The following is a 26,665-nucleotide window of genomic DNA, read 5'->3' as shown; positions in this document are numbered from 1 at the left end:
TATTGAATATTCAAATATATAAATGTTTTTATTAAATATATTTATAATAATATAAATTTATAAAATAAAATATAAGCATATCTTATAATGCGTATATTTAGTTTTTTATTATGAAATATTTTAATATATCTACAAAAAATAACACCCAAAAAACTTAAAGTGATTATTTACAGTTTTTCTTCCTGATCAAAAGATAAAGAAGTTATAATTGTCTCGTATACGAAATGGCTTACAAATGTAGCATAAAACTTGAAAGATAATATTGTCTGGTCTATTCATAGTAAAATAGATCAGTAGAAAAAATAAGATGTTAAATCAAACACCACACGTAATATCATATGAAGAACTCTTAAACTTTTATAAAGAAAGTGGGGTAGATGCTGTTCTAACAGACTTGCCCATTGACCGCTTTCATCAGTCTGCACTCTTAGAGAAAAAACCAATAAAAGCTGTTCACATTTCTCATAATCAACCAACGCCACCTGTAAATTTCCATAATCATCCACTGCCGAACTCCGGTACAGTACAACATGAATCTTCAGCGAGAGAAATAGCAAAAAGTGCAAATACCTTGGATGAATTAAAATCTGCTCTTCTCGAATTTAATGGTTGCTCATTAAAATTGACAGCAAAAAATACTTGTTTTTCAGATGGAACAGCGGGTAGCCCGCTCATGATTATAGGAGAAGCGCCAGGACGAGAGGAAGATATACAAGGAACTCCGTTTGTAGGAAAAGCAGGTAGGTTACTTAATAAAATTCTCGAATCAATTGGTTTGACAAGAAATGATGTTTACATAGCCAACACTATTCCTTGGCGCCCTCCAGGAAATCGTACACCAACGCCAAGAGAAGTCGCATTATGCCGCCCTTTTATTGAACGACAAATCTATTTAGCACGCCCTCGTATTTTAATAGCGCTGGGTGGCATTGCTACACAATTTCTTACAGGAGCTCAAAATGGTATTGTCCGAACAAGAGGAAAATGGCTCACTTATGAAAGAGAGGACAATATAAAAATACCTGTCATGCCAACCTTTCACCCCGCTTACCTTCTCCGAACTCCTAGTCAAAAAAAACTTACATGGATAGATTTTTTAGAAGTAAAAAACCGCTTAGAGAACCTACTGTAACTTCTTCATTTCACATCCTTTCCTTTAAAATATAAAAACTCTTTCAATTCTTTAATTCTTAAAATACGAATAGGAAAAATTATGCAACAATCAACGACACCCGTTTATCGTCTAGAAGACTATCAACCAACCCCTTATACTATACCAAAAACACAACTCTACTTCTGTTTATCTCCAACAAAAACCTCTGTTACAGCAATATTGTCTATTGAACCTCGTCAAGGAACAAAAGACTTAACACCTCTTGTGCTTTCTGGTGATGATCTTACATTAATTTCTGTTGCTATTAATGGCGAAGTATTGTCCGAGAACGCTTATAAAGCAACTCCTTCACGTTTAGAAATTACAACACCACCAGCAGCTCCTTTTACCTTACAATTGGTTACAGAAGTGAACCCTGAAAGTAACCGCCAACTCATGGGGCTTTATCTTTCAAATGGTATTTATTGCACGCAATGTGAATCAGAAGGTTTTCGTCGTATTACATATTTTTACGATCGCCCAGATATTCTTTCTACCTATACAGTCAAAATTGAAGCAGATTCTCGAACAATTCCTATCTTACTTTCTAATGGCAATCTTGTAGAAACAGGAACTCTTGAAAATCATCGCCACTTTGCTGTTTGGGAAGATCCTTATCCTAAACCATCTTATCTCTTTGCTTTGGTTGGTGGAAATCTTGAGAAGTTAGAAGATCATTTTACCACTGTATCTGGCCGACGTGTCAAACTTGCTATCTATGTGGAAAAAGGAAAAACCAAACGTGCAACCTATGCAATGGATGCTCTCAAACGTTCCATGCGTTGGGATGAGCAACACTTCGGTCGTGAGTATGATCTTGATGTTTTTAATATTGTCGCTGTTTCCGATTTTAATATGGGTGCAATGGAAAACAAAGGGCTTAATATCTTTAATGATAAATATGTTCTTGCAGATCCTGAAACAGCAACCGATCATGATCACAGAAACGTCGAACGTGTCATTGCTCATGAATATTTCCATAATTGGACCGGAAATCGTATTACTTGCCGTGATTGGTTTCAACTCTGTTTAAAAGAAGGACTAACAGTTTACCGTGATCAGGAGTTCTCCTCTGATCAAAATATACGTAGCCTACAGCGAATTGAAAATATAAAAACATTAAAAGCTATGCAATTTACTGAAGATTCTGGTCCTTTGGCTCATCCTGTCCGCCCTCGTCAATATAACGAGATCAACAACTTTTATACCGCAACCGTTTATGAAAAAGGTGCAGAAGTTGTTCGCATGGTGCATACTATTTTAGGCCCCACTCTTTTCCGCAAAGGGATGGATCTCTATTTTCAACGCTATGATGGACAAGCTTGCACAATTGAAGATTTTATTGCCTGTTTTGCTGAAGTTTCTCATAAAGATTTTTCACAATTTATGCTGTGGTATGAACAAGCTGGCACACCCAATGTGGAAATTGACCACCATTATAGTGATAGTGTTTTAACGATTCATGCAAAACAACATATTCCGGCAACACCACAACAAAGCACAAAAAAGCCTATGCTTATCCCTATCGCTTTTGGTCTCATAGGGAATAAAGGAGAATCTCTCACGTATGAATCTGATACAGATATTCAATCAGATGTTATGCTTCTATATAAGGAAAATCAAACTTTTACATTAAAGGGATTACGCGAAAAGCCTGTTCTATCGTTACTCCGAGACTTTTCTGCACCTATTGTTCTCAAAACACCATTCAATGAAGATGAACTAATCTTTCTTGCACAAAATGATAGCAACCAAGTCAATCGTTGGCAGTCTCTTAACCATTTAATAACACAAGCTTTGATTCAAGCTATTCAAGATAAAACGCAAGCAAAAAAAGAGATGCCATCTCCTTTGCTAAAACTTATTGAAAACATCATTAAAGATGAAAATCTTGAACCAGAATTTCGTGCTTTTTGTTTAAGTTTACCGAGTGAGATTGAGCTTGCACATACAATCGGTGAAAATATTGATCCAGATCGGATCCACCATGTGCGCAATCAGTTTTTAGTCTCTATTGCACGTAAGCATCAAGAATTCTTCACGAAAGTTTATGCGCAAATGCAAATCACAGATCCTTATTCTCCAGATACTAAACAAGCTGGAAAACGGGCATTACGGAATATGATACTAGACTACCTTTCACTTGCCGAAGCTCAACCAAACCGTGCTGCCATACAATATGCAACAGCTGATAATATGACTGATCGTATGGCCAGTATCACTGTTTTAGTGCGGCGCTTTAACAAAAGTGAGCAAGCGCAAAATGCTTTAAATGATTTTGAAAACCGGTATCAACACGATCCTTTAGTTATGGATAAATGGTTCTCCATTCAAGCAATGGTTGCTGGATCATCAACACTTGATCAAGTTCAAAAACTCACACAACATCCGCTTTTTTCAAAAGATAACCCTAATCGTGTACGATCCTTGATTGGTGTCTTTGCCTCTAACAATCTAACTGGTTTTAATAGAGTTGACGGCGCATCCTATGATTTCCTTTGCCAAATCATTTTGGAAATTGACAAAAAAAATCCACAGCTTGCCTCACGGTTATTAACAATGACACGCTCTTGGCGACAATTAGAACCTATTCGTCAACAAAAATTTAAAACTGCATTAAAAACAATCGCAGCGACACCAAAATTGTCAAAAGATATAACTGATATTATCAATCGCCTCCTTTCTTAAAGATAAAAAACATTTTAAATCAATATGTTATAATATCACCTATACCACAAGCTACTCAATAATAATTGGTCTATAAACAGGTCATTAAGCATGTTTATAGACCATATGATGCTTCCTTTTTATTTCCACACTCCACTCTCATAAAAATGAAATTATTTTTTCTAAAAAAAGACTGGACAGAAGACTCCTGTTTTGATTCATTGCACTCTATGAGGTTACTATGAATATCGAAGCAAGTTTAAAAATACACTATTCCATAACTAAAGGGTTTAGAAATGGCTAAATTGGACGCATGTAATGCGCCAACAGATAGTGCGCCGACAGATATATATGCCAATCCAAAATCAAGCGCTCAAAATCATAAAGCGCGAGTGAAGTATATCAATCTTCTTTCTGGTTCAACCTATCAAAAGCTTTTATTTATCGAACCTTGGTTACGACGTTCTGTTCCATTGGTAATCATCACACTTCTTATCGTTTTGGCAGCAATTCGTTTCATATCAATCTATGATTGGCGAAATGTGATTGATAAAAATACACGCTCTACCATCACCCTTTTAGCTGCTCATCTTACTAATACAATAGATCAGAATTTACTTTCTGCTGCTCAAAAAGGGAAAGCCGCTGCTCTTTCTCATAATCAGTTACAAGATATCCTTACCAATTTTCGCAATCAAGGGCTTATAAAACTCAACACCGTCATTGCTATAGTGGATCAGAAAGGAAATGTTCTAGCATCATCCAGTCCAGAAATTACTCTAGGAAATTCCTTACAAGACTATACCTCTGAGAACTTTTCTTTGCAATTTCTTGAACAACATGCTGGAATCATAAAGATTATAATAGGCAAGAACACCCCTGCTCTTGCTTCATTTCAGCAAACACAAAATAAGCAATATGGTATCTTCATCAGTGAAAAAACGCAACATACCTATACGGAATGGCAAAAAATTTCCTCGTTAGATATAACCCTATTCATAGGAACTGCCGGTGCTATTCTAGCTCTCCTCTACGCTTATTACAGTCAAATTGTACGAGCACGCAACACAGATCTCATCTCAGAAAAAATTCAAAACCGCATTGATATGGCAATGATGCGTGGACGCTGTGGACTGTGGGATTGGAATATGGCAAGCGGACGTGTTTATTGGTCGCAAGCAATTTATGAAATGCTTGGTTATGTCCCTCAAGATGCCCTGCTCTCAATTTCACAAATCACAGCTATTATTAGCCCAGAAGATGCTAATTTTTTTGATCTTGCCCAAGAATTGATGAGTGGCGAAAAAAAGCATATCGATATTAATGTCCCTATGCGTCATGCCGATGGTCATTATGTATGGATGCGTATTCGTGCCGAAGTAACGGATGAAGAAGAACCCCATTTGGTTGGTATTGCTTTCGATATTAGTGAACAACGTCAACTCGCTGAAGAAACAGCACAAGCCGATCTTCGAATCCGCGACGCAATTGAAAATATTTCAGAATCTTTTGTATTATGGGATTCAGAAGGACGCTTAGTTATGTCCAACAGCAAATTCTGTGAATATGCAGCTATCCCTAAACCGATTCTACAATCAGGTATCCAACGTGCAACCGTCGAAGCTATGGCACGTCCTGCAATCAATGAATATCTTCTCAAGGATGATGGCACCGGTAACTTAACCAGTGTTCGCCAAACTGCAGATGGTTCTTGGCTAAAAATTAATGAACGGCGAACCCAAGATGGAGGGCTTGTCTGTATTGGTACTGATATTTCTGAGTTGAAACAACAACAAGAAAAATTTGAAGACAGTGAAAGACGGCTTTTTTCTTTTATTCAAGAGCTTAAGCGTGCTCGAGGAAATGCGCAACAACGTGCAACAGAAGTTGAAAAGCTTAATAAAAGTCTGAAAGCGGAAAAAGAGAGAGCCGAAAGTGCTAACAAAGCTAAATCAGAATTTTTAGCCAATATGTCGCATGAATTGCGGACTCCTCTAAATGCCATTCTCGGCTTTTCAGATATTATGTTGCAATCTACTTTTGGTCCCCTTGGTTCGCAGCGCTATAAAGAATATATGCAAGATATTTACAATTCAGGAACCCACCTTCTCACCCTTATCAATGATATCCTTGATATGTCAAAAATTGAAGCCGGAAGATTTACCCTCGATTGTAAAAATACCGATCTTGAACCTATCATGAGTGAAGCAGTACGCACGCTTACGCCACAAGCTCAAGAAAAAAATATTTCTGTTACAACAAATATTGCTCCAGAACTGCATGCAGAAGTTGATGAACGTGCTATGAAGCAGATTTTCCTTAATCTTATCTCCAATGCTGTTAAATTCACACCTTCTGGCGGAAGTATTGATATCTGTGCTTTTAAGAAAAAAAGTAACCTTATTTGTAAAATTAAAGATACAGGGGTTGGTATTCCTCAATCAGCCATTAAAAAACTTGGACAACCTTTTGAACAAGTGGAAAATCAACTCACTAAAACCCATACTGGATCAGGTCTTGGATTAGCTATTTCATGCTCTTTACTAGAACTACACAAAGGGAAACTTGAAATTATTTCTAAAGAAATGAAAGGGACGACTGTAACCATTACAATGCCAATTAAACAAAGTTAAAGCCCTTTTAGATTCCCCTATTTTGTTCCCGTTCTAGCAAAATCTGTTTTCGCTTAACCCCCCAACGATATCCAGAAATAAAACCATTCTTGCACACGACACGATGGCAAGGAATCATTAGTGCTAATTCATTGTGTGCACATGCATGAGCAACAGCACGAAAAGCATTAGGCATACCAATACGTTGTGCTAATGCTTTATATGAAATTGTTTGACCACATAGCACTTCACGTAAAAGCGCCCACACTTTTTGCTGAAAGGCTGTGCCATTTATATCTAAGGGGAAATCACATTTTTCTACCAATTTGGGAATTTCTATCATTGCAACAATATAAGCAACTTCTCTCTTCAATATGTCGTCATCAGCTGCTTGTTGTACATTATCAAAGCGTCTTTTAAATTCTTGTAATAATTGTTCTGTCGTATCCCCCAATGCTATATTACAAATCCCTTTGTGAGATTTTGCCACCAAAAGCGCTCCTATCGAGACGTTTTTTAGACAGAATATTTTCTTTTGAGAAACTTCCAGCATTTTAACTTTTTTACATTCCTTAAAGATTTTTGTATCCTACAATAAAATATAAAGAAAAAAATTTTACATTACACTCTTTACAAGACAAAGCAAAATTACCTTAAAATTATCTTCTTAATCATTAACTCAAAACTGCACTCTCACCATTTTATGAAATAATGAAGAGAATAATAAGAAATCGATCTATCTCTTATATTGTATATTGAAATCCTTATGATTATAAAAATCTAATGATAATTCTCTTAAAGTATATGAAAATAAATTATGATTCATATTTTTAAAAGCTGCCACCACAAAATTCTCTTGGGCTCCGAAGGAGTAGCTCATTTCTTCAAAACTGTTTAAAGACATTCCGTTCAATTTCATTCCCAATAAATTGACATCTAACGAATTGATATATTTTTCGGTCAGCCCCATCATATCTGTCTCAATACCTACAATCAAACTATTGTCGGTATTAATATTGGAACCTGCATAAATACCGTTAATAAAACCAGAAAGTTTAGGTAAAATTCTTTTTTAACTAGACTCTATTTACATGTATTCTCATCTGCTAAATAATTCGCACACATTTTACTGGAAAAGCTATCAATTTAGCCACCGAGATAAAATCCTGTCCAAGAAAAGAAGAAAAAACAAGCACTGGCGATCCTAGTAGAATAACATACGCTTTCTGTATTTTAGAAACTACAGTAAAAAATAGATGCTGCTATTAACTATTTTGTAGTAATAAAAGATTAAATAAAATATAAATTATATAATTGTTATATATTTTAAAATATTATTATACATTTAATAACTATATATTATCAATATTTTTAATTATAACTTACTTTATGCTATAAATAATATAATAATTGTTTTTAACAAAGAAAAATATTACATGAATGTTTACATTTTAATATATTTAATTTAACATTATAAAATATAAATTACTAATAAACATTTTATTTTAAAATACTATTACTAAATTTATTTTTAATAACTTTCATAGAATAATTATAATTCATAATTATATATGTTACATGATATAATTATATATATATTCACTAAAAAATCTTATAAATAACATCGTTTACTAAAAAATAAAAAAGTGTATTTTAATTTTCTAACTCTATCTAAAATGCTTTCATTTATTTTTCTTTTTAATCTTATTTTGTTTTTTTCGAAAAATTCCTCAGCTTCTTCAAAATTTATAATCAAGCTCTTAAAATATGTTCTTATTTATTTTCCAGTAATTTATCTGATACGTTTTTTCTGAAAAAATTCCATCAAGAGCTATAGTCTTTCTTCTTCTACACAAACTTATATACGCTTTATTTTTTATTCCCCTCCTCTCTTCACAAAAATTTTTATATAAACCAAGTCAAACTGCGTGTGTAACAACTGTTCTGTTTTTCCAATTTTTATCCTTAGCAGATTCAAGCTTATTCAGATAATCTTGCTTGTGATTTCAAATTTTCTAGATAACGGTCATCTTCTCTCAACAAGGCTGTACAAACCAGCTACCTCCACGCTCTCTAAATTAATCCTCCATTGGAATATTAAAATGACACCCTCTCACACAAAATATGTACTATCTCTATCATGAATCTGTTTTCCTCAGCCTACCAATATATGCATATATTTTATCAATGATCTTTATCCTAATTTCATCACTGTATGAGTGGAAAAATTCTCACCAAAAAGATAACTACAACCATCTTTTGCAATATCGATGCAAGACTACACGTGACAGTTTCATAATTAATAACCATAAACGCCCTCTCTATTTATTAATAGATTGATTTTATTGCAATATTAATAACATGTGTAAAAATTGAGCATACCGATTGCCTAGTTTCCTCAATTAATTTTTCAACACGAGGCAGATCAGGCTCCCCAACACTTGTTAACAAAAGATCGCTTAAACTGGGTGGCATATCATGAGGATTAAGAGAGTCATTTAAACAAAGCCGTATGATTTGGCTCAAATTTGTATAAAGGCTATAAGAATGATGTAAGTCAGAAATAAATGACTGATGAAGAAAACTATTTGGTAAATGAGATAAAATATCTGCTGTCGTTTCTCCAATTTTAAATTCAACCACATGCGTAATAAGAGCAAATTGAGCTATAAACTCCAGATCCATAATACCACCAGGCATTGTTTTAAAATCCCATAGACTTTCTGGTGGTTTTTCTTTTTCGATCAAAGTACGCATTTCATATACTGCTTTTGCGACCTCCTGCTTATTACGAGAAAAAGAAATAATGGTACAAACTTCATTCTCCAATTTTTGTAAAAAATCATGATCCCCTGCAATACCCCGTGCCCGTGTTAAAGCAAGGTGTTCCCATATCCATGCTTCCTTGCGATAATAGTTTTTAAAAAATTGAAAAGAAACAGCAACAGGCCCTTTATTTCCTAATGGCCTCAATCTTAAATCAACCGCATACAAAACTCCTTGACTTGTAAGAGCTGATAAAGCTGCAACCAAACGCTGTGTCAAACGGGTATAATATTGAGAAATATAAAGAGGTTTTTCTCCATCAGATATTTCTGCATCCTCATCATGTTCATACAGAAAAATAAGATCAACATCCGAACCAGCAGTTAATTCACGGCTTCCAAGCTTACCCATACCCAGTATTCCAACACGTCCCCCTTTAATATTTCCATGAAGACGAGAAAACTCTTTTTGAACAGCCGAAAACGTTTTTGCTATCATAAGATCAGCAAGCGCTGTAAATGCAAAACCAGCCCACTCGCCCACAATTGCACCATTCAAAATCCGAATGCCAATCAAAAAACGTTGCTCATCAGCAAAAACTCTTAAATGATCAAGAATTTCTTCATAAGAGAGAGCTTCCTCAAGAAAACATTCAAGCCGTTTTTCTAGATAATTTTTGGTTGGAAACTCTGAAAAAATGCTTGGATCTAACATTCCATCAAAAACATGTGGTTTGCGTGTAATAATTTCCGCAAGACGTGGAGCAGCTCCCATGATAAGGACCAACATATTTAAAAGAGAAGGGTTAGATTGCAAAAGACTAAAAAGCTGAATTCCTGAAGGAAGACCCTGCAAAAAACTATCAAAACACAACATGACTTCATCAGCCCGTTTTGTTGCACCGAAAGCTTTCAAAAGCGCTGGCGTCAATTCTGTCAATTTTTCGCGTGCTTCTGCAGATTGTGTTGCTTTATAACGCCCACAATGAAGCGTACGCATAATACGACAAATATCACTCGTTCGTTCAAAACCTAAACAGCTTAACGTTATGAGTGTCTCTGGATCATCTTCTTCACCAGTAAAAACTAGATTGCCAATTTCTAAACCAAGTTCTTGCTCATTTTCAAATAGTGCAGCATAATGTTTTTCAACAACCTGAAGTACTTTTAGTAAATCTTCCATAAAGCTGCTACTCTCTTGATAACCCATCAAATATGCAACACTTGTGAACTGAGAAATGTTATTTGGAAGAAGATGTGTTTGTTCATCTGCAAGCATCTGAATACGATGTTCTACATTTCGTAAAAAAGCATAGCTTTTTACAAGGCTATCTTTTGTTTTTTCACTAATCCACCCAAGCGTGCAAAGTTCTGCTAACATTGCAACTGTCTGACGCCCGCGTAATTGAGAAAAACGCCCACCAGCAATGAGTTGTTGTGTCTGAACAAAAAACTCAATCTCACGAATACCACCACGCCCTAATTTTACATTATGACCATAAGCAGCAATTTGACCATAATTTTTATACACATGAATTTGACGTTTGATCGAATGAATATCCGCGATAGCAGCATAATCTAAGTATTTTCTCCACACATAAGGGAAAAGCTCTTTAAGAAAGTTAAAGCCAGCTTTTTTATCACCAGCGACTGGACGCGCTTTAATCATAGCTGCCCGTTCCCAATTTTGTCCGCGCCCCTCATAATAACGCAACGCTGTCCTTACCGGTAAAGCCAAAGGAGTTGAGGACGGATCTGGTCGAAGCCGAAAATCAAGACGGAAAACATATCCTTCTGCAGTTCGTTCTTGAATAATACGAATTAATCTGCGTACCATTTTAGAGAATATATCAACACTCTCAGAAAGACTAGCAATGTGAGGTGACATTTCGTCAATGAAAACAATAAGGTCAATATCAGAAGAATAATTAAGTTCTTCCGCTCCCAATTTACCCATCCCTAAAATGATTAAACCACAGTCTTTTTCTGGATCATCACGGCTTGACAAACTTATTTTACCATGATCATGCGCTTCTCTTAAAAGAAAACGCAGAGCTACACCTAATGCTGCTTCGCCTAAACGCGTCAACCAAGCACATGAAATTTCATAAGTAAAAACACCACTTAAATCAGCTAAAGCAATGAGAACGTGTGCTTCCTGTTTTTTACGCCTTAAAGCAGCCATCAATATAGTTTCATGTAAAGATTCCTCTCTATCAAGAGCTGTAATATCAGCTATAATTTCGCTTAGCCTCGTCTCTATATCAACATTTAAAAGAGGACTGAGATACGATGGATGAGTAATTAAAACCTCACGCAAAAAAGGAGACAATGTCATAACTGCGCTTATAAAATCGATCTGCTTTCCCCTGTCTAAAATACAAGAAACAAGCAGTTCTAAATTTTCTTTTCTTGCTTGTTCTTCAAGATCTTTCAGCCATTGAGAACCACTCTCATCAAGGGGACATAAAGGGAGGAGTTGTGTTTTTAAAAAAGCATTTTTCATCTTCACCTTCTTGAAGAGTATTTTACCTTTCTATACCATTACATTATATTTAAAAAGCATCGTTGTTACGTGCAAAAAAAAAGAGAATGAGGAAAAACACTTTTAAGGAAATAATAAAACAGCTCTAAGACCTGGATTTGCACTTTCCAATAATAATTCTCCTCCATGAAGTTTCATAACGGCTTTTGCTATACTTAAACCAATACCAAAACCGGGTTGTGTACGGCTTTCCTCAAGGCGAACAAATCGTTCTGTGACTTTTTCACGTTTATCTTCTGCAATTCCTGGACCATTATCGCTAACAACGACCAATAAATGTTCATCGCGATATTCCATAGATAAGCAAACTTTCGCTTTCCTTCCATCTTGAGCCCTATATTTGATGGCATTATCAATCAGATTAAAAATCGATTGTGCAACGAGCTCACGATTCAATTTAAGCTCTTTATCAAATATATCCCCTAACTGAAGTAAAACACCTGATTCTTCAGCAAAAGGCTCATAAATTTCAACAGCATCTTCAAGGATTAGCTTCATGTTCATAAGCTCAAGATGCTCAATTGCACTGCTGGCTTCAATACGTGAAATCATTAAAATAGCATTAAAAGTACGAATGAGTTGATCTGATTCAGCAATGATACCATCAAGTGCCTGACGATATTCAAGTTTTGTCTTTTGCCCTGAAAGTGCTTCTTCAGCACGATTTCTAAGACGTGTAAGCGGTGTTTTCAAATCGTGAGCGATATTATCTGATACTTGACGCAAACCAATATTTAATTCTTCAATACGGTCTAACATAACATTAAGATTGGCCGACAAACGATCAAACTCATCACCTACCCCAGAAACAGGCAAGCGCCTACTGAAATCACCATCCATCAAACGCTGCGATGCAGCTGTCACATGATCAATCCTCTGTAATGCTCGCCGGCCAACAAAGAACCATATGAGTAAAGCCCCACCAACCATTGCAGCAAGAGCAATCATTACTGCTTTACGAACAACCGCAGCAAAACGTTCTGGTTCATCCAAATCTCGCCCTATAAGAACCTTCATAGCATTAGGTAAATCAACAACAATTGCTAAAGCACGATGTTCACTTGTTTTGCCATGTTCTCCAAAACGTGAATATAAAAAAGAATTTGAAATAAAACCATTTTTATTCAAAATACCAAATTCAATACGCGCAACATTGCCTGCTAAAATGCGTCCCATAGGATCCGTAACAAGATAAAGAAAAGCGCCTGGTTGTCGTGAACGATAATCGATAGCACGCATTAATAAAGTAAGACCTCCATAATTATAAGCATTTTCGATATATCTTAACTCTTCATGTAAAGCTTGCTCTGTTTGCTCGGTTAATAACGAAGCAGAAAATGCTGTCATATAAATAGAAAGCCCTATTGCAACCAATCCAAATAATAAAATATATAGTGCTGAAAGTCTTAACGCAGTTGTGCGCATTATATTAATTAAACGATTCATGTTTTATTATCTGGCGCTTTCAGCATATATCCAGCTCCACGCACAGTATGGAGAAGTGAGACATCAAAATCTTTTTCAATTTTTGCTCTCAAACGAGATATATGAACATCGATAACATTTGTTTGTGGATCAAAATGGTAATCCCAAACATTTTCCAAAAGCATCGTGCGTGTCACAACCTGACCAGCATATCGCATCAAATATTCAAGTAAACGAAACTCTCGCGGTTGCAATATGATATTTCTATCACCCCGTTTTACCGTATGTGCTAACCGATCAAGCTCAAGATTTCCTACGCAATAAACAGTTTCTGCTCCTTTAGGATTTTTCCTCCGTTGCAAAACCTCAACACGAGCAAGAAGCTCAGAAAAAGCATAAGGCTTGGTCAAATAATCATCACCCCCCGCACGTAATCCCGTCACACGATCATTCACTTGCCCTAAAGCCGAAAGGATGAGAACTGGTGTTTCATTGCCTTTAGCACGCAATTCAGAAATAATAGAAAGACCATCACGATGCAAAAGCATCCGATCAACAACCATAACATCATAATTTTCTTTTTCAGCTAAAGCGTATCCCGTATCTCCATCATACGCAACATCAACAGAATGTCCAACCTCCAGAAAAGCTTTTTCGAGATAACGCCCCGTTTCATGATCATCTTCTATAACGAGTATCTTCATAAAACGCATCTCCGTTATTTTATTCAATCGCATCGTAGAACAGAAGTTTGTAAAACCTCTGCTCTACTGTTAACAAAGTATTATTTTTTTAAAATTGGAAGAGAAACAAAACGATTTTGATCATTTGTTTGCACTTGTAGAAGTACAAATTTTCGTCCTAGTTTTTGAGCATTCTTGATTGTCTCAATAACATCCGATACCTTTTTAATAGATTTATTATTAACTGTCACAATTACATCGCCAGGGCGTATTCCCCTATCTGCAGCATCGGAATCTGGATCTACATCCGTTACAACCAATCCTACACCATCATCAGAAGAAGCAACAATCAAACCATAATCTTCCAATGTTTCATCTGAACTACTGCGCCCATTTAAATATTTTTGCCCTTCTTTCTTACTTTCATCTTCAGGCATTGAATCGAGCTTAACCTTAATATTAGTCTCTTTACCAGATCTCCAAACACCCAACGTCACTGTTTCTCCAGGCTTAATATTTGCGATACGTTTTGCCAGATCACGAGTATCATTAATTTTTTCTCTGTTCACTGAAATAATCACATCACCTGTCTTGATACCCGCCTTTTCTGCTGGTCCCTTTGATGCATCAGTAATTAAAGCACCTTTAGCCTCTTTTAAACCAATTGAGTCAGAAATCTCCTTCGTTATAGGCTGAATCATAACTCCAAGCCAGCCACGCTGAACTGAACCTTTTTCAATAAGCTGTTGTACAACCTGTTTTGCTGTTGCTGCTGGAATAGCAAAAGCAATCCCCACATTTCCTCCAGAAGGAGAAAAAATCGCAGTATTCACTCCAACAACCTTTCCCTCAAGATCAAAAGTAGGACCACCAGAATTGCCTCTATTAACAGCAGCATCAATCTGAATAAAATCATCATAACTGCCAGTACCAATATCGCGTCCACGTGCCGAAACAATACCCGCTGTCACAGTTCCACCAAGACCAAATGGATTACCGATAGCAACAACCCAATCACCAACGCGGAGCTTTAAATCATCACCAAAATCAACATATGAAAATTTTTTTTCTTCATTGACTTTCAACACTGCAAGGTCAGTTCGTGGATCCGATCCAATGAGCTTTGCATTTAATTCTGTACCGTCTTCAAGAACAACAGTATAACTTGTACCATCAGAAATCACATGATTATTGGTCACAACATAACCATCAGACGAAATAAAAAAACCTGATCCAAAAGCTATAGGACGAAGTTTATGCGAATGTTGCGGGAACTTGTTGTTAGACCTACCACGATCATAAAATTCTCTAAAAAACCTTTTCAAAGGATGTTGATCTGGTAATTGATCAATACTTGGACTACTAAAAAAATTGCTAAAGAACCAGTCTTCTTTCTTTTTATTGCTCTTCACCTGAACTGAAACAACAGCTGGTTTTACTTTAGAAACAATATCTGCAAATCCCTGCTGCTGTACTAATGAAGTAAATACAGAATTTGCATGGGCTTCTGTTGTCCACAAACTTGATCCACTTCCACTAAAAAACAGTGCACTTTCCAGTGCAGTGGAGAAACTTATTGCAGCCAATGTTTTAAAGAAAGTTTTTTTAAGCATCTAGTATACGCTCCTATTCAATTATATTTTCATCCAGGTTGCAATCACTTATAAAACAGCAGACCTTACCATTTTCTGTCCAAATTATTAAAGTTTTGTAAGGTTGAAATACACGGCTGCCCTTCATTATCAATAAAGCTGAATAACCAATTTATATGTAGTACACTTTTCTTCATACAATTCTTCTTTTAACGGTAATGGCATTTTTTCTTTCTGAGCATTTAAAATCATTATTTTGGCTTATATCGTATCACCCGAAAAAATATTGCGCTTATACCAATAATAAGAATGATCAACGGTGATAACCATAAAAACCAAGTTGTTTGATTAAATGGCGGTTTTAAGAGAATAAACTCACCATATCGTTCAACAAGAAAGTCAATAACTTGCTGATTCGTATAGCCCATTTCTAACTTTTCCCGAATCAAAAACCGTAAATCACGTGCTAGAGGAGCATCTGAATCATCAAGTGATTGATTTTGACAAACTGGACAACGCAAATGTGATTCAATATCTCGTGCACGCGATTCAAGAACCGTATCTTTTAAAACTTCGTCCGGTTCTACTGCTATTACTAACTGCATTGGAAAAATTACGATTAAAAAAAATAAAACCCAAAGCAATAGATTTTTCATCTCAATGTCTTTTCAAAAAATTTAAAGTAAAAATCCACCTACTGTGTATCCTCATGCGCAACCAAAAACCTAAAAGAGAAAGGCATCCGCCCATCGCCATCATAAATGCACCTAACCAAATACATATTACATAAGGTTTCCACCATATATGTAAAATCACGCCTTTATCATCTATACGTCTTGGCACAATATATAACTGAGATAATCCATAATTTTGAATACCAACCTCTGTTGTTGACGTATTTTGACTTGAATAAAACCGCTTTGATGCTATTACGCTACCTATAGCGTCTTTATTTTCATATATCGTAAAGTTAAATTCCATTGCAGAATAATTTGGACCATCGCCATCACGCACTTCGCTCAGATGAAGAGTTTTACCTGCTATCGTTACCATATCTCCCCTATGCATAGTGAGAATATGTTCTTGCGTGAAGAACGCAACACAGACAATACCAAACAATGTAACACCTAATCCCATATGTGCCATCGCTGCACCAAAAACAGACCATGGCAATCCTATAAGCCTCTTAATTCGCACCCATAAAGTTGTTTTGCTATACCCACTCTTCCACCAAAGATCAGCTAAACTACCTCCAAAAACAAAAACTGAAAGCCCAATGCCTAAAGCAGCAAAAATATCACGCAAAGATGTGGCAAAAAATACTATGAAACAAGCCATACAAGCTAATGCAAAAACAAACCATAGCCGTTCAAAAACTATAAAAAAATCACCATGTTTCCACGCCATCATTGACCCAAATGGAATAAACAATAACAATAAAACCATTAAAGGCCCGCAGGTAAGATTAAAAAAGGCCGCACCTACAGAAATTTTCTGTCCAGTTAAGACTTCAATAAAATAAGGATAGAGCGTACCAATCAATACCGTCGCTGTTATTGTTGTGAGTAATAAATTATTTAAAATAATAAAACCTTCACGCGAAATTGGTTGAAATAATCTATCTGTTTGAAACACGGGTACGCGCAAAACAAAAAGAAGAAGAGCTCCTCCTGTGAAAAAAAATAAAAGTGCAAGAATTGCTTGTCCTCGTGCTGGGTCAACGGCAAAACTATGAACGGAAATCAAAAGACCAGAACGGACAAGAAAAGCCCCCATAAGAGAAAGAGAAAAAGTAAGAATTGCTAAAAATAAAGTCCAACTTTTCAATGTATCTCGCTTTTCAAAAATAATGATAGAATGTAAAAGAGCAGTTCCTGAAAGCCATGGCATAAATGAAACATTTTCAACTGGATCCCAAAACCAATACCCACCCCACCCCAGCTCATAATAAGCCCAATAAGATCCAACCATGATACCCAATGTTAAAAAAATCCAGGAAAGAAGAACCCAAGGACGAAGACACCGTGCCCAAACTCTATCAACCTGTCCTGTAATCAATGCAGCTATAGCAAAAGAAAAACAAAGTGAAAAACCAACATAGCCTAAATAAAGAAGTGGCGGATGAATTGCTAACGCAAGATCCTGTAAAAGAGGATTGAGATCATTTCCCTGCAATGCTGGTGGATTAACACGTAAAAATGGGTTTGAGACAAAAAGAATAAACAAAAGAAAAGCGCTTACAATCCAACTTTGGCATATCAGAATTAATGCCTTAAACTGTTCTGGCAAATGTTGCCTAGACAACGCCATTAATGTACTAAAAAAAGTAAGGCTTAAAACCCATAACAACATAGATCCTTCATGGTTTCCCCAAACACCAGTAACTTTATATAACATCGGTTTTTCTGAATGAGAATTATTCACAACATTTAAAACAGAAAAATCAGATACAATATGGGCGTGAATGATAACCAAAAAAGATAAGAGCAATAATATAAAAGTAATATATGTTAGAGGAATAGCTGTTCGCATTAACGCACGCTCCCCCCACAAAAAACCTAAAGTTGGTAAAATTGCCTGCAATAGACTAACTGCAAAAGATGCAGATAAAAATATATGACCCAGTTCGACAAGCACAATCTAATTATTTCTCCACACCATGATGTTTGTTCAAACGATTAGCTGTTTCTCTAGACATGTAAGTCTCATCATGTTTTGCTAAAATGCGCGTACCTATAAAAAGCCCCTGTTTATCAAAATATCCTTCTACAATAATACCTTGACCTTCACGAAAAAGATCCGGAAGAACCCCACCGAAAATTACTTTTTCACGTCTTGTATAATCCGTTACAAAAAAAACAATCCCTTTCTCTCCAACATATTCAAGCGTCCCCTTTTCGACAAAACCACCTAAACGCAAAGGGCGTCCTGTTAAAATATCTTCTCTTGTAATTTCAGATGGTGTTCGAAAAAAACTCACCGTGTTACGCATTGCATACATAATGAGGCTTATTGCAATGACTATCATCAAACAATAAAACAGGATTACCAGCAATCGCTTTTTTTCTCGCTGCTTTGAAATAATTTTCAATGAAGGAGCATTATTAAAAGATTGGCTGTTCATGAACACTCTACGATTTTTTTGATAGATATATTATCAAGAGCTTCGCACATCTCATATATGAGTGCAACTTTTATCCAATCCTTCTCTTCAAAAATCTAGTGCCTTTCTGAACTTCTTTATAAAAAGGTACTTTTTCTACAAACTGTCATTTAGCTCACCCTCAACTACTTTGTTGCACTTCTCCATTCCTTAGGTTTAGATCTGTTAATCCCTTCCTCACGAAATACCTTAACTTCTACTTCTCGTATTGCAACCATTTCGCTTGTTAAACAGCTTTTCATATTCTCCTTGATGGTCAAATTTAAATCCACGATAATTACTTTCTACGCATTCAATTGTGTGCATCACGTAACTGAATGATCATAGCTTCAATACGTGATCTTCCTGTAAAATTCTCAGGCATTGTATCAAGAAAATTTTGTAAAAATTGTATTGCCTGCAGAGACTTCCCTGACTGATAAAATGCTTCAGCTAATAATAAACGAGGATAAAAATCATTTGGTGCTAAATCTGCTGCTTTCTGAAAAGCATTTTGTGCTTCTTGCGTAATTATTCCCCCCTCATAACCAACCAAGGCCAATCCATACCCAACAAGTCTTGGAGCCGTTTCTCCATTCAAACGCAACGCATCTAAATAAATGTTCACTGCATTCTGGAAATAACCTTCCTCAAGATATCCTATTGCTAATGCATCTGCTAATTTACCATCGTTTGGTGAACGAAGAAAAAGCACTTGTAGACGAACAAGCTGTTCACTCTTACTAAGGAGATTTGGATTCTTATCCATTAACGTGCTAAAAAAATAACTTTTAACTTCTGGATTACCTGTTAGACCGTATATGCTCCACGTCATAAGAAGAACAAAAAAAATACTCAAAATTTTAAGCGTATGTCTGTTTTTATTATGCGTGCAAATCTTGTCAGATTCAACCTGATACATAAAACTCTTATAATTATCAATGGTTTGATCCCGCCATTCCTTGTTTGTCTTATCATTGACGTGCAATGAAATAAAAAGAACACCTGCCAGAAAAATGAGAAAAAGTGCTGTCAAAACTAATAATAACATATCATTGTGATACCGATACGAAAATAAAAAAACTAGCTAATTTATCCTTCCTTCTTATTTCACAAAAATACTAATATAAAACGATAAAACAACATTTTCTTTATTGACAGAATGACAAAACTTATCATTTATGCTTCTTATAGGTATCAAGAATATAAAAATGATACTATCGACCATTTTCGATTAAAAACAGATACACCCTTCATAATTCTGAAATGCCTCCTGCTCCCTATCTTATCTAAAATATTTCTAACTCACAAGATTCAATGCGTAATATGATGCCCTAAATTTTATTATCTACCGCCTTGGTAATAAAACCTTTGTACATAACCCGCCCAAGACAGAACGTGATAAAGAAAGATTCCCGCCATATTCATTGGCCATATCTGAAACAATCGCTAATCCTAAACCTGTCCCCGGTTTACTTTCATCAAGCCGACGCCCCCTTTTTAGCGCTTCATCCATTTTGTTTTCTGTTACACCAGGACCATCATCTTCTACAAGGATACTAAAATATCCTGTTTCTTCAACATTTTCTTCTAAATGACAGGAAATCATAACTTTTGTACGAGACCACTGAGAAGCATTATCAATCAAATTCCCTACAATTTCCTCTAAATCTTCTTTCTCACCAGAAAAAATAATATCATCCACATTCATAACAAACTGAAACTGTTTTTCAGGATTAAGCTTTTTCATAAGACGCACCAAACGCTCAATCACACTGCGAACAAATGTGTGATAAACAACACTATCGCATTGCGCTGCAATCCGTGCTCGCTGAAGATAATGATTTATTTGTGCCTGCATCATTTCGGTTTGCTCTTGCAAGAAAAGAGCCCGTTTCCCATGCATCTTATCAGTCTCATTTATAATCACTGACAGAGGTGTCTTTAATGAATGAGCAAGATTACCAACCTGCGTGCGAAATCTTTCAATGATCCGCTGATTATTATTGATAAGAGCATTCATCTCTTGTGCTAGTGGCATAACTTCACTTACTAAATCCGTATTTACGTAATGAGCTTTGCCTTCGCGAATATCATTCAATGCTCGCCGGATAAGCTTCAACGGCTGAAAACTAAAGAAAACAATAGCAATGTTGATAAAAACACTGCCTATACCAAAACTCCAAAGAAAAATTTGCAAAGTGCGCTTAAACTCCTGCACTTGTGCATGTGCCTCATCTATATTCCCAACAAAGCGAAAACGCGCAATGTGATTTTGATTATCAAGGACAACATCATTTTCAATGACCTGTAGCGTCTGACCTCTATCCCCCTTTATCCGATAAGAGCGAAAAAACTTATTGTCAAAAGGTCTATCAATATCGCTTGGTGAAAATATTTTCTCTGTTCCCAAGGATGGGGATGTTAACCTTCCTTTTAGATTAGGTGATATAGCAACAACTTCCCAATACCATCCTGTTGTTGGATCTGAATAACGAATATCATCAATTCCAACACTTCCTCTCAAACTTCCCTCGGGTGACACAGTTACTGTTGCAACAAGACTATAAAGCTGAGCTGAAAGAATACGCTCTAAGTTTTGTTCACTTAAGCGCCTATAAAATAAAATACTCACTGCAGAAATTGATGAAAGCGAAATAACAACCCATAATGTCGATAAAATCATCACTCGTAAACTGAGAGATCTACTAACGAAAAAAAACAATTTTTTAAGCCAATTGTCGTTTTTGCAAACACTCATTGGCCACCTAGTGTTCTCACGCTATAGCCTATTCCTCGAACTGTCTCAATAAAATCTACTCCAAGCTTTTTACGTAACCTGCCTACAAAAACTTCAACCGTATTTGAATCCTTGTCAAAATCTTGGTCATAAAGATGTTCGATAATATTTGTCCTTGAAACCACTCTATCACAATGATGCATGAGATATGAAAGAAGTCTGAATTCATAAGAAGTCAATTTAATCAGCTGACCATCAGCAAAAACACGAGAAGTCTTGGTGTCTAATAAAACTTTACCGCAGCGTATCATACTTGTGGCATGCCCAGCAGCTCTACGAATTAACGCCCTCAACCGCGCTATTATTTCCTCTAAATGAAATGGTTTAACAACATAATCATCAGCACCTGCATCAATGCCAAGCACTTTATCAGACCAACGATCTCGCGCTGTTAGCATTAAAACAGGCATAGAATGCCCTTCTTGACGCCATTTTTCAACAACACGAATTCCATCTATATGAGGCAGACCGATATCAAGAATGACAGCATCATAAGGCTCTGTGCTTCCTAAAAAATAAGCTTCTTCACCATCAAAAGCACTATCTGAAATATATCCCGCATTTTTTACAGCTTCTACTAATTGACGGTGAAGATTTCGATCATCTTCAACAATTAAAATACGCATTACAACATCTCCCAAACTTAATTATTGGGAACAAAAACCTCAACACGACGCAGCTTCTCACCGTCACGAGCTGGCACAACAATCACAACCATACACATATTTTTCCCATCCTGAACAACTGGTTTCAAACGTACTAATACGCCATTTTCTTGAGTAGCAATCTTCTTACCCACTTCGACACAACCAGCCGCGACAACAAAATCCGCCCCCAAAAAAATTGATATCATTATAAATAAGAAAAATTTTTTCATCACAGATATCTCACAGTCCATTTTTGAAAACAAAACAAATAATGCTCTCTTGTCTCTTCAAAAATGATACACCCTCTTTCAGAAAAACAAATGGATATTATCCTAAAATTTAGCAATTTCAAAATAAAATATGTTTAACGATGATAAACATAAACAAATTTCCCTTCCCCTCGATAAAACTCTTTATTTGTGAGCGCTATAGCAAAAAATTACTTGTGCTCCATATAATCATCATAGATTTTTTTTGGTTGTATGACTTTGCCGTAGGCTTTTTAAAATGTTTGATTTTTTTAAAAAAAAGAAAACGCAGCATAATAAGCCCTTCCAAAGCCCAGCGCTTATTGAATTAGATGCACTGTTTGATACAGCACTTTATCGCATCCGCTCTGCCAACAGTTTCTTTTGGAATAAGACAAAAGTCATTTCACAATATTTTCATATCCGAGGATGGAAACGCTTTATCGTAGAAATTCTCGATGAAGCACTGACATTAGGATTGATTGTTTTTACTCTTTTCACCGTTGTGGGCATTTCTGTTTTTGAGTTAACCAAAAAAGATTGGTATTCTCCTAAAAATTTTTCCATTCTTTTTCTAGATAAATATGGAAATCCTATTGGTCACCGCGGTGCATTGCCGGCAACCTCTGTCCCAGTTGAGGAAATGCCTGATTATGTTATTAAGGCAGTACTTGCGACAGAGGATCGCCGTTTTTTTGATCACTGGGGTATTGATCTGTACGGGCTCATACGGGCGATCTCACAAAATATGCAGGCTAAAAGTGTCGTTCAAGGCGGTTCGACTCTCACACAACAACTGGCTAAAAATTTGTTTTTAACAAGCGAACGAACCATAACACGCAAAATCAAAGAAGCCTATCTCGCCCTTTGGTTAGAAGCAAACTTTAGCAAAAAGCAAATTTTGCAACTTTATCTTGACCGTGCATACATGGGAGGAAATAACTTTGGTATTGCATCAGCTGCAAAATTCTACTTTGGTAAAAATATACGCAACGTATCCCTTAGCGAATCCGCTATGTTAGCAGGACTCTTCAAAGCTCCATCTAAATATGCTCCGCATAGTCACCTATTTGCTGCCCAAACACGTGCTAATGTCGTGCTTTCTAATCTTGTCAATAGTGAATTCATGACTGAGAGCCAAGTTATCAGTGCCCATCGCCATCCTGCCAGTGCTATTCCAAAAATAGAAAATAATCAACCTGACTATTTTCTTGATTGGGTCTTCGAAGAAGTCAAAAAAATAAGTGACCAACTTCCAAGCCATACCTTAATTGTTCAAACGACTCTTGATCCCAATATTCAAAAAGCAGCAGAGGAATCAATTACCTACCATTTACAGCAATATGGTCAACAATATCGCGCAAGACAAGCAGCTACCGTCATACTCAACAATAACGGTGCTGTATGTGCAATTGTCGGAGGGCTAGATTATCAAAAAAGCCAATTTAATAGAGCAACACAAGGCGGACGGCAACCTGGCTCTGCATTTAAACCGTATGTTTATGCCGCCGCAATGGAACACGGTTTGTCTCCCTCAACAATAGTTCTGGATGCCCCCATCAATTGGGGTGGCTGGTCACCTAAAAACAATTCTGGACGTTATGTTGGTAAAATTGACTTAGCAACTGCTTTAGCTTTTTCTATCAATACAGTTCCTGTCTATCTTACCTATCAATATCTTAACCGTGATACACAACCCATCATAGATCTCATCAAAAATATGGGAATCAATGCGCATATCTCATCACACAAAACGATGGTTCTTGGCACGTCCAATATGACCCCCATGGATCAAGCAACCGGTTTTAATGTCTTTGCTAATGGAGGCATGGCTGGAAATCGCCATAGTTTTACACAAATCAGAACAACTGATGGACTTGTGGTATGGGACTTAGAGCATAATGGAAATAAACCATATCGGGTTCTCAGCAAACAATCAGCAGCTTATATGAACCAGATGATGATTGGTGTCACAACACGAGGATCTGGTAAACGTGCTGCTCTCCCCATGACCCTTGTTGCTGGAAAAACGGGAACATCACAATCCTATCGCGATGCATGGTTTGTTGGTTTTACTGGTAATTATACTGGAGCTGTATGGATGGGAAATGATGATTTTTCACCAATGAATCGTGCTTTTGGTGGCGGCGTTCCTGCTATGATATGGCATCGTATTATGTCTTCTGCACATCAAAATATCATGCTCAAACAACTCTATGGTGTTGAAGATTCTCTCCTCCCTTATCAGCCACCAACAATTCCTTCTTACAACGATTCTGAAAATGCAACCTCAATAGCCTACATGCCATCACATGAAACATTGAATATTATACGGCTAATCAACAACGATCTGAGGAATCTATCAATCACTTTGAAAACAAAAACTATTGGTTCTTCAAAACTTTAAATCTGAGATATTCTATAATGTTTATTCATATTACCACTGCCTTTTTTATTTTTGCCTTTACTATTTTGTGTGGAATATCTAGCGTCAATTATATGCTCAATTTCTTCAATAATTTCGGACGTTTTACAATTGGCAAATGGAGTACTTATCCAGAAGTGGGCACAACCAACACCGATCCCTATACCCGTGCACGCACAGCCAAACGAGGTGATATCTCACTCGGACGCACAGAAGGACTCATTTTTCAACTTTGGAAAGACAGCCGTGGGCGTCCCTTGCTCCCTCATTGCCATTATTTGCTCAAAGGTCATATTCCCAACGCCCGTTTCTTTACCCTCTATACGGCCGACAGATTCCTGAAACCATACACTTCATCTAAGGATATACCTTTCGAACTCTACACTGACAATATTACCTACGAAAGAGATGGCGCATTACGCATCAACATTTCACCTATACCACAAAGCGGCAATTGGCTTGCAACCATCAGCCCAAAAGAATTTGGGCTTATTCTTACTTTATATGATACCTCAATCATTTCTGCAACGGCATTACAAAAGCTCACAATGCCTTCTGTAGAACAAATTTCATCAGGACAACAAAACTGTGATTAGACTCTTTCACGCCGCACTTCTTGCAAGTATTGGTGCCATCATTGTTCATATTTGCGTTTTATTTTTAACTCCCTATTGGACACAAAATAATATATGGAAAGCTCTTAAAAAATCAGGAGCTCCTTACCAATTTGTTGACTTAGATCCTAATAACCCCATTCAGCAGTCTACTGATCCATTCTTTCTTCTTAAAGTTTGCAGATTTAATCTTGAAAATGGTCCTGTTCATTTAAAAGCTCTAAAGACAACACAATTTTGGTCTCTGGCAACCTACACGCATGACGGGATTATTTTTTACAGCTTCAATGACCGGACAACCCCCGATACAACTCTCGATCTTATTATTGGAAAACCAATACAAATCATAGAGCTCAAACAATCAAAACCTAAAAGAAATACCAATTCTATTTTAGTAGCTCAAAATTTAAATGAAGGTTTTGCAGTCTTACGGATTTTTACTCCCTCGCTACTTGCAAAAAAAGAAAGTGAAACCTTCTTTTCATCAGCATCTTGCCGTATATTCAATGAATAAAATTGCCTACAGCTTCTAGCTATATAAATACTTCCTTCTATCAAAGTGGATGAAGGCATATTAAAATGATCTGCATAATGCTCTCCTGTGTAATTAACTGACATATTTTCTTTAGAGTTATCTTTTTCCTCAAACTCCGTTTCTTATTAATTTGCATGAAATTTGATAACACACACCATTATCCTCCCTCCATTCCCACGCTTACACAGACAAAAGCCAACTCCATCATTCTTTACCTAACGTCGCTACTACTCTTGAATTCAAATGGTTCATAGCCCGTATCCTGATCCCTCTTTAATTGAGCGTTTTTTAACACTCTCACGATTCACACAACACATTGATTTATAATGATAATTCACTGTTTTATATGTTGAATGAGAGTCTCGAATATCGTAAGATTCTCTCATTTCAAACCTGCTTATCTTGAATCAATCAAAACCATTCCCTTGCACGTCACAAGCGGGATGAGTGTGTGGATAAAAACTATACAAGAAAGGAGTAAAAATGGCTCTTATAAACCGTCTTAATGCAAGGTCTGTCGCAACATTGGGGGCTAGCAAATATAATGATGGTGCCGACTTGTTACTCCATAAGCGTAAAGATGGAGGTGCTCAATGAATTTTACAGTACACCCTTCATATTTCATACTGTGACTGAATAGTATGTAGTTTTATGTAAAAAATAAACTACTGTATTTATACATTTTTTTCACTATGAGGGACTCCCAAATAAAAATCAGGGAATAGGATTTTGCAACATGCCTCTTAATTATTTCGAATCAAAAGTTCTTTTCGGGGTGTTTTTTTAACATGACCTGCTACCCAAAGCGTACC

19 protein-coding genes and 1 pseudogene are annotated in these 26,665 nt (G+C 36.4%); 7 read left to right on the top strand and 13 right to left on the bottom strand.

The features are described 5' to 3' along the window. Window positions 1-307: 307 nt before the first annotated feature. The 3 genes from ABID39_RS04250 (at window position 308) to ABID39_RS04240 (ending at window position 6,453) form a co-directional block, all read left to right on the top strand. Entirely contained in the window at window positions 308-1,132 is an 825-nt protein-coding gene (locus ABID39_RS04250; RefSeq protein WP_354186371.1) for a uracil-DNA glycosylase, read from the top strand. A gap of 81 nt (window positions 1,133-1,213) precedes the next feature. Then, the gene (pepN, locus tag ABID39_RS04245) at window positions 1,214-3,841 is read left to right on the top strand and encodes an aminopeptidase N (RefSeq protein ID WP_354186369.1); all 2,628 of its coding nucleotides are present in this window, start codon (window positions 1,214-1,216) and stop codon (window positions 3,839-3,841) included. A gap of 275 nt (window positions 3,842-4,116) precedes the next feature. After that, a complete protein-coding gene (locus ABID39_RS04240; RefSeq protein ID WP_354186367.1) occupies window positions 4,117-6,453 on the top strand; it encodes a sensor histidine kinase in 2,337 nt (778 codons plus the stop codon). A 7-nt stretch (window positions 6,454-6,460) separates the two neighbouring features. On the opposite strand, the gene ABID39_RS04235 is transcribed toward ABID39_RS04240, so the two are convergent. The 13 genes from ABID39_RS04235 to ABID39_RS04175 form a co-directional block, all read right to left on the bottom strand. After that, window positions 6,461-6,985: a methylated-DNA--[protein]-cysteine S-methyltransferase gene (locus ABID39_RS04235; RefSeq protein ID WP_354186365.1), complete on the bottom strand. Its 525-nt coding sequence runs from the start codon at window positions 6,983-6,985 to the stop codon at window positions 6,461-6,463. 183 nt (window positions 6,986-7,168) lie between these two features. Beyond that, complete coding sequence (locus tag ABID39_RS04230) at window positions 7,169-7,405, bottom strand: hypothetical protein (protein WP_354186363.1); 237 nt, start codon at window positions 7,403-7,405, stop codon at window positions 7,169-7,171. A 1,355-nt stretch (window positions 7,406-8,760) separates the two neighbouring features. Continuing rightward, window positions 8,761-11,703 carry a bifunctional [glutamine synthetase] adenylyltransferase/[glutamine synthetase]-adenylyl-L-tyrosine phosphorylase gene (locus ABID39_RS04225; protein WP_354186361.1) on the bottom strand — a complete coding sequence of 981 codons (2,943 nt, stop codon included), beginning with the start codon at window positions 11,701-11,703 and terminating at the stop codon, window positions 8,761-8,763. A gap of 102 nt (window positions 11,704-11,805) precedes the next feature. Beyond that, window positions 11,806-13,188: a sensor histidine kinase gene (locus ABID39_RS04220; protein ID WP_354186359.1), complete on the bottom strand. Its 1,383-nt coding sequence runs from the start codon at window positions 13,186-13,188 to the stop codon at window positions 11,806-11,808. Next, window positions 13,185-13,871 carry a winged helix-turn-helix domain-containing protein gene (locus tag ABID39_RS04215; protein ID WP_354186357.1) on the bottom strand — a complete coding sequence of 229 codons (687 nt, stop codon included), beginning with the start codon at window positions 13,869-13,871 and terminating at the stop codon, window positions 13,185-13,187. The genes ABID39_RS04220 and ABID39_RS04215 overlap by 4 nt, the downstream gene beginning before the upstream one ends. An 80-nt stretch (window positions 13,872-13,951) precedes the next feature. After that, on the bottom strand, window positions 13,952-15,463 hold the full coding sequence (locus tag ABID39_RS04210; protein ID WP_354186355.1) for a Do family serine endopeptidase: 1,512 nt from the start codon (window positions 15,461-15,463) through the stop codon (window positions 13,952-13,954). Window positions 15,464-15,693: 230 nt separating this feature from the next. Beyond that, window positions 15,694-16,098: a cytochrome c-type biogenesis protein gene (locus ABID39_RS04205; RefSeq protein ID WP_354186353.1), complete on the bottom strand. Its 405-nt coding sequence runs from the start codon at window positions 16,096-16,098 to the stop codon at window positions 15,694-15,696. 1 nt (window position 16,099) lies between these two features. Next, complete coding sequence (locus tag ABID39_RS04200; RefSeq protein WP_354186351.1) at window positions 16,100-18,079, bottom strand: heme lyase CcmF/NrfE family subunit; 1,980 nt, start codon at window positions 18,077-18,079, stop codon at window positions 16,100-16,102. 7 nt (window positions 18,080-18,086) lie between these two features. Then, window positions 18,087-18,566, bottom strand: a complete 480-nt coding sequence (gene ccmE / locus ABID39_RS04195) for a cytochrome c maturation protein CcmE (RefSeq protein WP_354186349.1) — start codon at window positions 18,564-18,566, stop codon at window positions 18,087-18,089. Window positions 18,567-18,897: 331 nt separating this feature from the next. Then, on the bottom strand, window positions 18,898-19,635 hold the full coding sequence (locus ABID39_RS04190; protein ID WP_354186347.1) for a tetratricopeptide repeat protein: 738 nt from the start codon (window positions 19,633-19,635) through the stop codon (window positions 18,898-18,900). 297 nt (window positions 19,636-19,932) lie between these two features. Beyond that, the gene (locus ABID39_RS04185) at window positions 19,933-21,345 is read right to left on the bottom strand and encodes an ATP-binding protein (RefSeq protein ID WP_354186345.1); all 1,413 of its coding nucleotides are present in this window, start codon (window positions 21,343-21,345) and stop codon (window positions 19,933-19,935) included. Then, complete coding sequence (locus ABID39_RS04180; RefSeq protein ID WP_354186343.1) at window positions 21,342-22,010, bottom strand: response regulator transcription factor; 669 nt, start codon at window positions 22,008-22,010, stop codon at window positions 21,342-21,344. The genes ABID39_RS04185 and ABID39_RS04180 overlap by 4 nt, the downstream gene beginning before the upstream one ends. Before the next feature lie 17 nt (window positions 22,011-22,027). Next, window positions 22,028-22,264: a hypothetical protein gene (locus tag ABID39_RS04175; protein WP_354186341.1), complete on the bottom strand. Its 237-nt coding sequence runs from the start codon at window positions 22,262-22,264 to the stop codon at window positions 22,028-22,030. A 274-nt stretch (window positions 22,265-22,538) separates the two neighbouring features. On the opposite strand from ABID39_RS04175, the gene ABID39_RS04170 reads away from it, so the two are divergent. The 4 genes and pseudogenes from ABID39_RS04170 to ABID39_RS07920 all read left to right on the top strand — a co-directional run. Further along, entirely contained in the window at window positions 22,539-24,686 is a 2,148-nt protein-coding gene (locus ABID39_RS04170) for a transglycosylase domain-containing protein (protein ID WP_354186339.1), read from the top strand. Between the two features lie 17 nt (window positions 24,687-24,703). Then, window positions 24,704-25,300 (top strand): DUF1214 domain-containing protein, encoded by a 597-nt coding sequence (locus ABID39_RS04165; RefSeq protein WP_354186337.1) that lies wholly within the window; start codon window positions 24,704-24,706, stop codon window positions 25,298-25,300. Then, window positions 25,293-25,832: a DUF1254 domain-containing protein gene (locus tag ABID39_RS04160; protein WP_354186335.1), complete on the top strand. Its 540-nt coding sequence runs from the start codon at window positions 25,293-25,295 to the stop codon at window positions 25,830-25,832. Before ABID39_RS04165 ends, ABID39_RS04160 begins: the two co-directional genes overlap by 8 nt. Window positions 25,833-26,336: 504 nt before the next feature. Then, window positions 26,337-26,447 (top strand): annotated as a pseudogene (locus tag ABID39_RS07920) (integrase); the annotation flags it as partial. Window positions 26,448-26,665: the final 218 nt, after the last annotated feature.

Origin of the sequence: Bartonella japonica, from assembly GCF_040545385.1 — a bacterium.
GTDB lineage: Bacteria > Pseudomonadota > Alphaproteobacteria > Rhizobiales > Rhizobiaceae > Bartonella > Bartonella japonica.
The sequence above is the reverse complement of the archived record's forward strand: the minus strand, read 5'-3'. Positions and strand labels throughout refer to the sequence as shown.